Origin of the sequence: Neptuniibacter sp. QD48_55 (genome assembly GCF_047778115.1) — a bacterium.
Classification (GTDB): domain Bacteria; phylum Pseudomonadota; class Gammaproteobacteria; order Pseudomonadales; family Balneatricaceae; genus Neptuniibacter.
Genome location: NZ_CP180555.1, coordinates 1,432,308 through 1,446,300, shown reverse-complemented (window position 1 = coordinate 1,446,300; position 13,993 = coordinate 1,432,308). Strand labels below are relative to the sequence as shown.

At 44.6% G+C, this 13,993-nt stretch carries 15 protein-coding genes; 13 read left to right on the top strand and 2 right to left on the bottom strand.

Translation table 11 applies throughout. The features are described from left to right. Window positions 1-29 precede the first annotated feature (29 nt). The gene (locus ACMXYW_RS06630; protein WP_415905658.1) at window positions 30-1,334 is read right to left on the bottom strand and encodes a serine hydroxymethyltransferase; all 1,305 of its coding nucleotides are present in this window, start codon (window positions 1,332-1,334) and stop codon (window positions 30-32) included. A gap of 35 nt (window positions 1,335-1,369) precedes the next feature. Continuing rightward, window positions 1,370-2,749 (bottom strand): L-serine ammonia-lyase, encoded by a 1,380-nt coding sequence (locus ACMXYW_RS06625; protein WP_415905657.1) that lies wholly within the window; start codon window positions 2,747-2,749, stop codon window positions 1,370-1,372. A 754-nt stretch (window positions 2,750-3,503) separates the two neighbouring features. On the opposite strand from ACMXYW_RS06625, the gene ACMXYW_RS06620 reads away from it, so the two are divergent. From ACMXYW_RS06620 to ACMXYW_RS06560, 13 genes are all read left to right on the top strand, one after another. After that, window positions 3,504-4,889 (top strand): alanine/glycine:cation symporter family protein, encoded by a 1,386-nt coding sequence (locus ACMXYW_RS06620; protein WP_415905656.1) that lies wholly within the window; start codon window positions 3,504-3,506, stop codon window positions 4,887-4,889. 197 nt (window positions 4,890-5,086) lie between these two features. Then, entirely contained in the window at window positions 5,087-6,202 is a 1,116-nt protein-coding gene (gene gcvT / locus ACMXYW_RS06615; protein ID WP_415905655.1) for a glycine cleavage system aminomethyltransferase GcvT, read from the top strand. 89 nt (window positions 6,203-6,291) lie between these two features. Next, entirely contained in the window at window positions 6,292-7,227 is a 936-nt protein-coding gene (gene lipA / locus ACMXYW_RS06610) for a lipoyl synthase (protein WP_415890995.1), read from the top strand. 15 nt (window positions 7,228-7,242) lie between these two features. Beyond that, complete coding sequence (locus ACMXYW_RS06605) at window positions 7,243-7,824, top strand: sarcosine oxidase subunit gamma family protein (RefSeq protein WP_415898517.1); 582 nt, start codon at window positions 7,243-7,245, stop codon at window positions 7,822-7,824. 29 nt (window positions 7,825-7,853) lie between these two features. Further along, window positions 7,854-8,792, top strand: coding sequence for a homoserine kinase (locus ACMXYW_RS06600; RefSeq protein ID WP_415905654.1), 939 nt, complete (start codon window positions 7,854-7,856; stop codon window positions 8,790-8,792). A 308-nt stretch (window positions 8,793-9,100) separates the two neighbouring features. Continuing rightward, window positions 9,101-9,379: a hypothetical protein gene (locus tag ACMXYW_RS06595; RefSeq protein WP_415891735.1), complete on the top strand. Its 279-nt coding sequence runs from the start codon at window positions 9,101-9,103 to the stop codon at window positions 9,377-9,379. A 158-nt stretch (window positions 9,380-9,537) separates the two neighbouring features. Continuing rightward, window positions 9,538-10,185, top strand: coding sequence for a TatD family nuclease-associated radical SAM protein (locus ACMXYW_RS06590; RefSeq protein WP_415905653.1), 648 nt, complete (start codon window positions 9,538-9,540; stop codon window positions 10,183-10,185). A gap of 384 nt (window positions 10,186-10,569) precedes the next feature. Further along, window positions 10,570-10,989 (top strand): DUF4259 domain-containing protein, encoded by a 420-nt coding sequence (locus ACMXYW_RS06585; protein ID WP_415905652.1) that lies wholly within the window; start codon window positions 10,570-10,572, stop codon window positions 10,987-10,989. Window positions 10,990-11,093: 104 nt separating this feature from the next. Beyond that, window positions 11,094-11,669, top strand: coding sequence for a hypothetical protein (locus ACMXYW_RS06580; RefSeq protein WP_415905651.1), 576 nt, complete (start codon window positions 11,094-11,096; stop codon window positions 11,667-11,669). A gap of 99 nt (window positions 11,670-11,768) precedes the next feature. Beyond that, window positions 11,769-12,287: a hypothetical protein gene (locus ACMXYW_RS06575; RefSeq protein ID WP_415905650.1), complete on the top strand. Its 519-nt coding sequence runs from the start codon at window positions 11,769-11,771 to the stop codon at window positions 12,285-12,287. A 55-nt stretch (window positions 12,288-12,342) separates the two neighbouring features. Further along, entirely contained in the window at window positions 12,343-12,897 is a 555-nt protein-coding gene (locus ACMXYW_RS06570; RefSeq protein ID WP_415905649.1) for a hypothetical protein, read from the top strand. Between the two features lie 116 nt (window positions 12,898-13,013). Further along, window positions 13,014-13,184: a hypothetical protein gene (locus tag ACMXYW_RS06565; protein ID WP_415905648.1), complete on the top strand. Its 171-nt coding sequence runs from the start codon at window positions 13,014-13,016 to the stop codon at window positions 13,182-13,184. Window positions 13,185-13,255: 71 nt separating this feature from the next. Continuing rightward, window positions 13,256-13,879: a LysE family translocator gene (locus ACMXYW_RS06560; RefSeq protein WP_415905647.1), complete on the top strand. Its 624-nt coding sequence runs from the start codon at window positions 13,256-13,258 to the stop codon at window positions 13,877-13,879. Window positions 13,880-13,993: the final 114 nt, after the last annotated feature.

Here is a 13,993-nt window from a genome sequence, read left to right as displayed (position 1 = left end):
TCCTATTGCTCATTCGTTACACAGGTTTATTAACGGTAAAGAGGGAACTTCTTGCACAGCTCTTCGACCTGCGCACGCACTTCCGCTTCAACTTTGGAGTTATCTTCTGGGTTAGCCACTAGACCATCCAAAACATCGCTAATTAGATTACCAATTAGCTTGAACTCTTCTGGACCAAAACCACGGCTTGTTCCAGCTGGCGTACCCAGACGAATACCAGAAGTTACCATTGGTTTTTCAGGGTCAAATGGGATGCCATTTTTGTTACAAGTAATGCCTGCACGCTCTAGCGCTTCATCTACGACATTACCTTTAAGACCTTTAGGACGCAGATCAACCAACATCAGGTGTGTATCTGTACCACCAGTTACGATGTCGCAACCACGCTCAACCATAACGCCCGCAAGTACTTTGGCATTCTCTACAACACGATCGATGTAAACTTTAAACTCAGGCTGTAGCGCTTCACCGAAAGCAACCGCTTTCGCCGCGATCACGTGCATCAGTGGACCACCCTGAAGACCTGGGAATACCGCAGAGTTGATCTTCTTACCTAGATCCAGATCGTTAGATAGGATCATGCCGCCACGCGGGCCACGTAGAGTTTTGTGCGTTGTCGTCGTTACAACATGGGCATGAGGTAGTGGTGATGGGTGAGCACCCGTCGCTACTAGACCTGCAATGTGCGCCATATCAACAAACAGGTACGCACCTACTTTGTCAGCGATCTCACGGAAACGCGCGAAATCGATCTGACGTGGAATCGCAGAACCACCTGCAATAATCATCTTCGGCTGGCATTCAGCTGCTAGCTTCTCAATCTCGTCGTAGTCAATACGGCTATCTTCACGGGACACACCGTATTGCACAGCATTGAACCATTTACCAGAAAGGGCTGGACGCGCTCCGTGAGTCAAGTGACCACCTGCATCCAGAGACATGCCCAATACAGTATCGCCCGGCTGCAATAGTGCCAACATAACCGCGCCGTTTGCTTGCGCACCTGAGTGCGGCTGAACGTTTACGAATTCGCAGTTAAATAGCTCTTTTGCACGCTCGATAGCTAGGCCTTCCGCCTTGTCTACGTACTCACAACCACCGTAGTAACGACGGCCCGGATAACCTTCTGCGTATTTGTTTGTTAGTACTGTACCCTGCGCCTGCATTACGGCTTTAGATACAATATTTTCAGAGGCTATCAGCTCAATCCCCATCTCCTGACGATCAAACTCTTCATTTACTGCAGACAGCAGATCAGCATCGCGCTCTGCTAGGTCTTGGGTAAAAAATGCTTCGCAAACAGCGTCGTTGCGATACAGATCACTGTGACTCATGATTTTTTATTCTCTTATTTTTTTATTACGAAGATTCAGCAGGCAACCACGTTTACGGCCAGCCCACCTTGAGAGGTTTCTTTATATTTATCCTGCATATCCAGACCTGTTTGGCGCATCGTTTCAATAACAGAATCTAGAGATACATGATGTTTCCCATCACCACGTAGGGCTAAGCGTGCAGCATTAATCGCTTTAACCGCTCCCATAGTGTTACGTTCGATACAAGGCACTTGCACCAGACCACCAATCGGGTCACAGGTAAGGCCTAAGTTATGCTCCATGCCGATTTCTGCAGCGTTCTCGATTTGCTGATTGGTACCGCCCATCACCGCACAAAGTGCACCGGCAGCCATAGAACAAGCCACACCGATCTCACCTTGGCAGCCAACTTCAGCAGCCGAGATAGAAGCGTTCTTCTTATAAAGCATGCCGATAGCAGCGGATGTCGCTAAGAAATCAAAAACACCTTGGCGATTGGAACCCGGAACAAAACGGTCGTAGTAAGCTAAAACGGCTGGGATAACACCAGCAGCACCATTTGTTGGCGCCGTTACCACACGACCGCCCGCTGCGTTCTCTTCGTTAACAGCAATAGCAAACAGATTGACCCAATCCATTACTGTTAACTGATCTTTGAGTGCTGCTTCTGGGCTAGACTTAAGCTCTTCATAAAGCTCGTGAGCACGGCGCTTAACATTTAGGCCACCGGGTAGCTCGCCCTCTTCTGCACAGCCACGCTTAATGCAGTTATCCATCACCTGCCAAAGATTCCACAGACGCTCTTCTAACACGTCTTGTTCGGCCCATGTCAGCTCATTAGCTAAAACGATTTCAGCAATAGTTTTGCCTTCACGTTCACAAACTTCTAATAGCTCAACGCCATTATCGAAGTGAAAAGGAAGTTTGAATTCAGGTTCTGCACCTTTCTCTTTACCTGCTTCGGCGTCACTTAATACAAAGCCACCGCCTACGGAGTAAAAGATGTTGTCGTGCAAAATAATGCCGGCTGCATCGTACGCTTTAAAATGCATGCCGTTTGGATGCTTTGGTAAGGACTCACCAAAGTTAAAAGGCAGATCCGTTTCAGGATTGAACGCAATCATGCGCTCACCTGCCAAATTGATCTGCTTAGTGTTACGAATCTGATCAACGTAAACAGGGACTTTATCTGGATCAACTAAATCTGGCTTCTCACCCATTAGACCGATCATCACAGCAACATCCGTTGCGTGACCTTTACCTGTCATTGCCAGAGAGCCGAACAAACCTACATGTACTGAGGCAACTTGATCCAGTTGATCACGCTCACGCAATTCATCTAAGAAACGATTAGCCGCAACAACCGGGCCTACCGTATGAGAACTGGAAGGACCAATCCCTACTTTATATAGATCAAAAATACTTAATGGCACTGCGACCTCACTACAGCGGTCTAACCGCTCTTTTTATTATTTTATGTATCTACTCTTTAAACCGTCTCTATGTACGGTTGCGGTTATAGTCCGCTTACTAAAGAGCTATATAACTTCGAACAATTTGATCATTAATTGTTCAAATACCGTCGATTTGATTTCAGACTAGCAGTGAGATTTTCCAAAATCAACAAAAAGTTTCCTATTGGAAACTTTTTTCATTCAAATCCAGTTTTGTTGCTCTCAAATTCACCTTAAAGGCTTATTGCTACATTAAAGCCTATTCCTTATTTCATAGGCGTACCTAACTTAACAGCGGCAGCACCTATGAATAAAAAGCAGTCTAAAACTAGCTAACGACCTTAGATTCATCATAGAAAACCGCCCTGCTGATAAGCTTTTTAGCCTATCCGTCTAAAATGAAAATTTTTCCTATAACGCCAACCACTTGTTTTTATTAGGCTTTATTCAAGAAATAAGAATTAGATAGCTCTAATCAAATCTTTTTCAACATATTTTCGTTGAAATTAATTTTCCCTTACGCTAGCTTTGTTTCGTATTGGAAACTTATTTCACAAATAACCTTTCTTTTTCTTGAGTGGCAGATTCAAGCGAAGTAAGCGAAGCCAGAAGCTTCACCTTTTGTAAGTAAGCATGTTTGGAAATCTAAAAGCTCTGCCCTAGTGCTTTAAGAAGTTTTAAACAATCCAAGTGCGTTCAAATAAAAATAACAATCCGATTGGAGTCTAGGTTCATGGAAACATTAACCTCTATCATCAGCAGCATTAATGGGATCGTGTGGGGTCCTATGATGCTTGTTCTTATTCTTGGCGTTGGTTTATTCCTAATGCTGGGTCTACGTCTTATGCCTCTTCTTAAACTAGGTACGGGTTTCAAACTACTGTTCGAAGGCCGTAAAACTAAAAAAGGAGAAGAAAAAGAAGGCGAAATATCTCCCTTCCAAGCACTAATGACTGCGCTATCAGCAACAGTTGGTACTGGTAACATTGCCGGTGTAGCTACGGCTGTATTCCTAGGTGGCCCTGGTGCTCTATTCTGGATGTGGTGTACCGCACTGGTTGGTATGGCAACTAAGTTCTCTGAAGCAGTACTGGCTGTTAAGTACCGTGAAGTAGACGAAGAAGGCCGCCATGTTGGTGGTCCGATGTACTACATCAAAAACGGTCTTGGCGCTAAGTGGGCTTGGCTAGGTACTGCATTTGCAATCTTTGGTGCAGTAGCCGCTTTCGGTATCGGTAACACGGTACAGTCCAACTCTGTTGCAGACGTTCTAGAATCTAACTTTGGCCTAGATGTTTGGGTAACAGGCGTGATCCTAATGGTACTTGTTGGTGCCGTTTTGATTGGTGGTATCAAGCGTATCGGCGCAGTTGCTGGTTCTCTAGTACCTCTAATGGCAATCGCTTACCTAGGTGCTGGCCTTGTAGTACTAGCTATTAATGCTGAAGCAATCCCTGCTGCATTGGATCTAGTATTCACTCACGCATTCTCTCCAGCTGCGGCTGAAGGTGGTTTTGCGGGTGCTGCTGTTTGGGCGGCTATCCGTTTCGGTGTAGCACGTGGTGTCTTCTCGAACGAAGCGGGTCTAGGTTCTGCACCTATTGCCCACGCGGCGTCTCAAACAAAAGATCCTGTTCGCCAAGGTCTAATCGCGATGCTAGGTACGTTTATCGATACCCTAATCATCTGTTCGATTACTGGTTTGGTTATCATTACTTCGGGTACTTGGACTTCAGGCGAGTCTGGCGCAGCACTAACGTCTGCAGCGTTCGCTCATGCACTTCCTGGCGTTGGTAACTACCTAGTAGCTATCGCTCTAGCGGTATTCGCTTTCACTACAATCATCGGTTGGTCTTTCTACGGCGAACGCTGTGTTGAGTTCCTATTCGGTGTTAAAGCGATCAAACCATACCGTGTTCTTTGGATTATTGCGGTGCCTGTAGGCGCAATCGTAAGTCTGGATTTCATCTGGCTAGTAGCAGATACGCTAAATGCCATGATGGCTCTGCCTAACTTGATTGCTCTGGCGCTATTGAGCCCAGTTGTTTTCAAACTGACTAAAGAGTACTTCGCGCGTAACGGTGCTCCAGTTGATACAACTGACGGTAAAAACGCTTAATCAGTAAAGCTAAAGATCGGATCACCGATGGTGGTCCGATCCTTTAAGCCTGAACACTCTGTTGAAAGAGTTTTACCCCAATAGAGCTTTTCCATCAGATTGTACTTAAAGAACTGTAGTCAAAGCACTGCACCTGAAGAACACGAGCAGCTTCGCAAAGACGAAGGCTGCACAGAACAAGCATTATGGAGAACACAATGTCCGAACTGAGCAAAACACCTCTATATGACCTGCACATTGAGCTAGGTGGAAAAATGGTACCTTTCGCAGGTTTTGAAATGCCGGTTCAATACCCGCTAGGTGTAAAAAAAGAGCACGTTCACACCCGTGATCACGCTGGTCTTTTTGATGTATCTCACATGGGTCAGGTTAAGCTAACAGGCGAAAATGCTGCAGCTGAGCTAGAGAAGCTAGTACCTGTAGACATTATCGATCTACCAGCAGGCAAACAGCGTTATGCCCTTTTCACTAACGATGAAGGCGGCATCATGGACGACCTGATGGTGACTAACTACGGCGATCACCTTTACGTTGTAGTTAACGCTGCATGTAAGGATCAGGACATCGCTCACATGCGTGCAAACCTTGGTGAAGGCGTTGAGCTAGAAGTTCTGGATGACCGTGCATTGGTTGCACTTCAAGGCCCAGAAGCGGCACAAGCATTATCGCGCATCTGCCCAGAAGTTAATGAACTTGTATTCATGGACTCTCGTCACATCGCTATCGATGGCGTTGACTGCTTCGTAAGCCGTTCTGGCTACACAGGTGAAGATGGTTATGAGATCTCTATCCCATCCGCTGAAGCAGAGCGTCTATGCCGTCTATTCCTAGAGCAGCCTGAAGTTGAGTTTATTGGTCTGGGTGCACGTGACTCTCTACGTTTGGAATCTGGTCTTTGCCTATACGGTCACGACCTAGATCCAACAACGACACCAATCGAAGGCAGCCTTATCTGGGCAATCAGCAAGTGCCGTCGTGCCGATGGCGAACGTGCTGGCGGTTTCCCAGGTGCTGACAAGATCCTTGATCAGATCGCTAACAAAAACTACAGCCGTAAGCGTGTTGGCCTTATCGCATCAGGTAAAGCTCCGATCCGTGAAGGCGCTGACCTTGTTAATGCTGACGGTGAAAAGATCGGTACTGTTACTTCTGGCAGCTTCGGTCCAACAGTAGGCAAGCCAGTAGCTATGGGTTATGTAGAAACCGCTTACTCTGCACTTGAAACAGAAATTTTCGCACTAGTACGTGGCAAGCAGCTACCAATGGTGGTTTCTAAAGCACCATTTATTGAGCAGCGTTACTACCGCGGTTAATCCGTTTCCATCCCTGTAAGTCTTGGAGGTCGGGCTGCCACCTTATCAGCTTGGCCTCTATTTTTAACTGAACATCGCGAGGTGTCACTATGGAATTGATTCCACTACAAGAGCTGAAAGGCGAATCAAAAATGTCTCGTCTGCGTCATAAGCCAGACCCAGAAAGAGAACGCCTACGTAAACCGGAATGGATTCGTATAGATGCCCGCTCAAATGCAAATGTAAAAAAGGTTAAGAAACAACTTCGCGACCTTAAATTACATACGGTTTGTGAAGAAGCATCCTGCCCTAACTTGGCAGAGTGCTTTAGTCACAAAACAGCAACATTGATGATCATGGGTGCTATTTGTACTCGTCGCTGCCCTTTCTGTGATGTAGCGCATGGTCGACCAATGGCGCTTGATCCAGAAGAGCCTAAGAATTGTGCATCCACTATCGAAAAGCTCGGTCTTAAATATGTGGTTATCACCTCGGTAGATCGCGACGATCTAAGAGACGGCGGTGCAGCGCATTTTGCTGAAGTTGTAAAAGAAGCACGTAAAGTCAGTGAAGATCTAAAAGTTGAGATCTTAGTTCCAGATTTTCGTGGCAAAGTTGATCTTGCATTAGAGATCTTATCTCAGCAGGTTCCAGATGTTCTGAATCACAATATGGAAACTGTTCCTAGCTTGTACCCATCGGTACGCCCGGGTGCGGATTACCATAACTCGCTTAACCTGCTTTACCAATTTAAGCGTTTAAATCCAGAAGTCGATACAAAATCTGGCTTGATGGTTGGTTTGGGTGAAACCAAAGAGGAGATCATCAAAGTAATGAAAGATCTTCGTGCTAATGATGTCGACATGTTAACCATCGGCCAATACCTACAGCCAAGCAAGTACCACCTCGCTGTAGAGCGTTATGTAACACCGGAAGAATTTAAAGAGTACGAAGAGATCGGTTACGAGCTTGGCTTTAAAAATGTTGCCAGTGGCCCGATGGTTCGCTCCTCTTACCACGCTGATTTACAGGCGAAAGCCCTGTAAAGGAGTAAAATGTCTATGCAAAACAATACTAACAAAGCCACCCAAGGCGGCACGCTGGTTCATTTGAACATCCAAGCAGCGATAGACAACGACAGCCGAATTAATAGCATTATTGTGCGGGAGCGCCCTTTTATTGGTGATCTTGCACTGGATACCGAGCCTGACCAAGATCTGCTTATCGCTGTGGGTGAAGTGATGGGTGTTGCTCAACCGCTAACGGTTAATCGCATATCTTGCATGGGCCGTTTAGCGATTCTGTGGATCAACGAGAACCGTTGGTTGGTTCTTCCGCCAACCGGTGCGCATGAATCTGTATTCCAAGCACTGCGCGAAACCTTTGGCGAAGATCTTAAACTAGAAACCTCCGAAGACGGCTCAAAAGCGTATCTAAATAAAGCAGCGATTCATTACCTGCTAAGTAGCTCTAATACCCAGCAGTTTTCATGCTTACCTGTTACTGATGTTGAGCTAGCTGAAGGTATCAACATTATGTCTCTGCACGACACTAAGGATTACGACATCCTAGTGCGTAAGAGCTGTGCAGAAAGCCTATGGCAGTGGCTACAAAAGAACACTGAATCACCAAAAAATCACTAACAGATACACCAGTAGGACAAAGACCGATAATGTCAGTTTACACCGCAGTTAGCTTTTCAGAACTTAAAACTTACCTTCAGAACTACGCTGTTGGTGAGTTACAAAGCTATAAAGGCATTAGCGCAGGCGTTGAGAACAGCAATTTTTTTGTCGATACCGATCAAGGCCGCTTTGTCCTAACACTGGTTGAATCTGTACCTAAAGAGAAACTGCCCTTTATTCTGGGTCTAGTGGATCATCTAGCGATTAACGAGCTTGCCTGCGCTCAGCCTATTCATCTAAATAACGGTGATCTATTTGGTATGCTAAACGGCAAACCCGCCGTATTAATGAACTGTTTAGAAGGCGCTCCGCTAGAACAACCGACGCTTTCACAAGCGAGAACTATTGGCAGCACCCTCGCTCAGTTCCACCAGCTATCGTCACAATTAGAACTCGATGAGTACAGCCATATTCCGCAGTGGTGCAACGAGCTAGCGTCTCGTGTGTTACCTAAGCTAGATAAAGAGCAGCAAACACTATTACAAAACAGCTTGATGGAAACCGGTGATATCGACTGGACGACATTACCTTCTGGTCCTGTACACGCAGACCTGTTCCCAGACAACGCTATGTTTGATGGCGAGCGTTTATCGGGGCTAATCGATTTCTATCACGCGTGCTCTACACCTTACCTATACGATCTAAGCGTTACCCTTAACGCGTGGTGCTTTGACGAAACCAACAATCAGTTTGATATCCAGAAAGCGCAGCAGATGCTGCACATGTATCAGGAAATCCGCCCTTTAGATCCGATGGAGATCGATCTGTTACCGGCAATGATGAAAACCGCAGCGCTGCGCTTCTGGTTATCCCGCCTTCGCGACATCCATTTCCCTACAGCTGGTGAAGATGTCACACAAAAGAATCCGCAAGGAAAACAGGCGCTTTTAGAACGCCTAAAAAGCGACTTCCCAGTTATTCTTTAATCGTCTAAAAAATTAATTTTTATAGCTCCCTATTCTGGTTCATTCGCACCAAAATAGGGCTGCTGTTCTGCACCACGCCTCTAGCCCTTTAAATACGGCAAATCCTTAGTTGAATCAAACTCATCTTTCGCAGCTGCAACATGAATTTCAATACTTGAATGAATATTCATTGTGAATTTTTATCCTCCTAATGTATTAGAGAAACTTAAATTCCTCTCCTAAACTCTTATTTACCGGTTTGGAGAGAGACCGGTAGAGACTCCGATAGACATAAAAAAATAGCCTGTTAAAGGCAGAGGAAGAGAGAAATGTTGACCTACGAAGAATGCCTGGAACTAAGTGACCTAACTGCAGACGAAGTTGATGCCATTGCAGAACACGAACACATGGACCCAATGATCGCCATGGCTCTCGGTCACTACATGATTACCCATGACGGCGAACAGAAAATTAAACGAATTATTATGGATGACATCGCCAAAGCACAGCGTGATCACAATTATGGTCACGCAGAAATGCTGCAAAAAGTACTCAACCACTTTATAGCGACTCACCCCGAACACGGCGCCCAGCAAGCAGCCGCGTAAAACGCACCAAATTCATAGCGAAACCTTCCCCTTCGATACCGGTTAAAGGGTGCATTTGCACCCTAACCGGGTCACTTTTGATAAGCATCAACGCCCCTGTTAACTCGCCCTGCTAAAGTAGATTTCTATCTATAAATATCGCTGATAAGCAGTAAGCTATGACACAAAAACGCCCCAACCCTGCAAAGCGCTCTACCCCATGCGAACACCAAGACAGCTACGTTTATCAGATACGAAACAGCCTCTACATCAACTTAACCGACCGTTGCACTCTCGCCTGCCAGTTCTGTCCAAAACATAACGGCTCAACCGAAGTAAAAGGTCACGAACTCTATCTAAGCAAACGCCCAGAAGCAGACACCATTATTCCCTTAATCGGCACCCCAACCGATTACGATGAAATCGTATTTTGCGGCTACGGCGAACCCACCTTGCGCCTAAAAGCTCTGTTGAAAATCGCTACTTGGGTAAAAGTAAACGGCGGTAAAACCCGCATCAATACCGACGGCCTCGGCAACCTCTTCCACAAACGTGACATAGTTCCCGAATTGGCAGAATGTATAGACGCTCTATCGATCTCGCTGAATGCTCAAAACGAAGAGGTCTACCAACAACATTGCCAACCAGCCCTGCCCGACTCTTACAAAGCAGTACAAGCCTTTATCAAACGTGCCAGCGAGCTGATTGATGATGTACAGGTATCGGCAATTAATGGGTTAGAGGGTGTTGATGTTGTTCAGTGCCGGGAGATTGTTGAGGGATTGGGTGCGGAGTTTAAGCAGAGAGAGTTGGATGTTGTCGGCTAAATGCAGGCTAAGACCAGCTGGAAACTGTTGAAAGCAGCTAAAAGCGAATAAAGACTGCACAAGCTAAGACCAATAACTTTGATCTTTTCATATTCCCTTATCTCTGCCAGTATGGGGGCAACTAAGGAAATAGGTTAACCCACCTTAATGGATTATTGAGAATGATTCGTATAAATGATCATTTTCCAAATTTAATGTAGAAACACGACACTTTGTCGCTTTTCTACAATTTCTAATTTTCATAAATCTGGATTAATACATTTAATTTCAATGGGTTAAAGACTATTACCGATTAATATTAATTTGGAGATATACGACAAAGTGTCGCCTTTCCGCAAACCACTTGTCGTATATTTAGCTGTTATACATAAAAGGAGTTTTAATATGGGCGCATGGAATGAAGATAACTTTGGTAATGATGATGCTTTAGACTGGATATACGATCTAGAAAAATCAAAAGGCACAGATGTGCTTTTGGCTCCTATCAAGACAATCTTAGCTAATGCAGAATATTTAGAGTCTCCTGAATGTAGCGAAGCATTAGCTGCATCAGAAGTAATAGCTGCTGGTCTAACAAACGATACATCACTAATTCCCGAAGAAGCCAAAACTTGGTTAGAGAAGAAACCTAGTTTTTTTGGCAAAAAACCTCAACTTGAAAAAGAGCATGCAGCTCTTGCATTAGCATCTGTACAGAAAATCATGGATAACTCAGAACTCAAAGAGCTGTGGGGAGAAACGGATGAATTTCCCAAATGGCAGGAAGTGCAGAATAGGCTGATTACTAAATTAAAAAATGTATAACAAGTTTGTTAATAGTCGCCCTTCGGGCTGGACCGCAAACTGCGCTGCTTCGCAGCAATGCGGCCCATTACAAAAGCGTTACACGGCAAGGAAATATCGAGCAGATGCCAAATTGTAATTTCTATGCAATAGACAATGACTTCGTAGAGATACTTAATTTCGTCTTTGATGAAATGGAATGCAGAGTTTTCGAGTCATACTCTGAATACGAAAAAGACCTCGTTGAGTTTTCAAGCGCACAGGAAGTTGTTGAGTACTATCAATTAGCAGAGTTTTCAAATATTCCAAAACGCTCCGCAACTCTTATGTTGTGGCCTGTTAAGGCATCTGAACATGTGAAGGTAAATAGAATTGAGCTAAACCCTAAAAAGTGTCAGGGCGCAACCCACAGATATCGTGTCGATGGTTGGGGCCTTATATCCCTTGAGCTAAAAGGCATCAATAAGGCCGGTTTGCAATATAGCCACACCAACCATAACACAGAGAAACGCGCCGCTGCTTGGGAGTCGAATTATAGTGATGTCATGGGGTCTCCATCCGAGTGGGATTGGAAAGCTGTCTCAAGCGCATCACGGAAGCTAAACAATTTTATAAAGAAAAAATCAAACAAAAAGGCCGGTCCAATGCCTGTAATGCAGTGTGCCGAAAAAGTAACCTTGGCCGGTGCAGTGGCCGTGTAACAAGTCAAAGCACTCGGACATGGGAAAGCTGTCACCTTTTTTGTTCCAAAAAAACCGCCAACTTCACCAAGCCGGTGTTTGAGGCGTTAGAGAGGCGTAATGAAAGTATTTGCCGTTGTTCTTATTTCACTAGCATTGGCAGCATGCAGCTCTGGTGATGACTCTTTTAGTATTGCCAGAGAGTGGGGATATTTACCAATCACTGAAAGAGATCATTTTGAGAAGAAAAAGCAGTGCTCTCAAAAGTTCTACTCAAGTAACTATTATCGATATGCGGATGTTGAACCGTTTTCTCTCGAGGAAGCTGAGGTCACAGGTATGTCAAAGCATCATTACTTAGGGGACACGTGCTTACTTGCAACTATTACTAGTAGGGTTTACGTAGCAAAAGAGCTTAGACACAAAAGTTATTATCGTATTAATGTTGAAGTGCCAATGTTAAGCGAAAACCGCCCAAGCCAAGGGGTTATATTTAGCCGTGTTCTGCAAGAAAATGAAGTAGGGGATTTCTTTAAAGGTAAGTCGATATCTGAAGTGGTTAAGTATTTACCTGAAAGTAGAAGGGTGAAATTCACTATTAATACAAAGTCATTCAGCTATGTATTACCGGCCCTCTAACAATCAAAGGCACCCGACGCATACTGCGCGGCTGCTTTAGGCGTTAGGCAACGTAATGACTGACAACCAGCCACAATCACTTGTTGAATTTAAAAAGATATCTCATGCGTACCACATCGCATACAGTATGGCGAGTCATGGCATGCTCAAAACCAAAACGGATCTAGAAAACCTTGAGGGCATGAACCCAGAAGGTCTATTCCAAGTAGGTAATGGTCCTCCGGAAAAAGGGAAAACAATAGCCGAAATCCCGACTAAATTTGCTCTCAGCGGAATGGATAAAAACGGCCCATTCAGCCAACTAATCGCCAATGGAATCATTGTTCTGTTATATGAGCTTTGGAACGAAGACTACCGTTCCAAAATTTCTGATGAACTTGGGTGCGCTACAAATGAAGTGATGTGCGATGTTATGGGTGATCTTCGGTTAATTCGCAACTGGATCACTCATGCAGGTTCATGCGCCGACACAAAGATCAAAAACCTCAAGGTTCTTAAGTGGCCTAATCAAGAGGGGCCGTTTGTAGCAACTCAAATTGAAATGGACGCAATTCAACTTGAGATAAATACAATGAATGTTTACACAAAGATGCATAGTAATGCCAAATAAAGCCAACCAGAGGGACGCCAAAACTGTCGCTTCGCTATCGTTTTGGCACCCCAGCTAGCGGCGTTATAAGGATCTGAGAACATAGATGTAAATTCCATCGAATGGAAGATTATGAAATGAGTGTTGAGCTGCATAAGTCTTATTTAGACTTTGCAATCAAGCGCAATCTATTTCACTACGCAATTACCGGCGCAATTCTGTTGTTTCATTTGTTCAAAAGAAAGGAAATTAAAGGGGCAGAGCCTTTATCTCCAACAATTATAGCTATGGCTTCTAACTGGCATTAACTGTTAAATTGGCGGCTAAACTCGCCCTATTCACTAGAACACACTAAACCAGAAGTGAAAGAGGATGCCTTATGGAGCTCAGTACTTGGATTGCATTTATCTCGATAGCATTGGTGGCAACGATCACTCCAGGGCCTGCAATTTTATTAGTGCTGTCCCACTCTCTACGAACTGGTTGGAAGTCTTCCCTATATACAATTTTAGGGAATATAACTGGGCTATTTGTGATGTCATCATGTGCTGTTTTAGGCCTAAGCGCATTAGTCCTCAGTTCATCAACAGCGTTTATGATCATCAAATTTCTCGGCGCGATCTATCTTGTATACCTCGGTATAAAGATCTGGCGTTCAAATGTATCTTTAAGGACTTCAGACCTTAGTGAGGACTCTAAACACAGCAAGCATAGCTATTTTCTTCAGGGAGTTCTGGTCGCACTAACCAACCCTAAAGCAATCGTATTTACAACGGCGTTGTTCCCCCAATTTATTACGATTGAGGCTGATCTACTCCCGCAGTTTTCATTATTAGTCAGTACATTCTTATGCTGTTCCGCTACTTGCCTTATAAGCTATAGCTACTGGGGGTCAAGGCTTTTAAAGCGTTCTAAATCTCTTTCCGATTCACACTGGATACCACGAACAATTGGTAGTACCTTCGTCGGTGCAGGTATAGCATTAGCAGTATCAAGCCGGTAATAATGACTAAGATCATTTCTGAATAGGTCTTCCTTTTCCGAAACAGTATTAATCTTATTTTCAGTTAGCATTGCTAAGAAAAAAACGTCTATGCTTGTTATTATCAATATCATG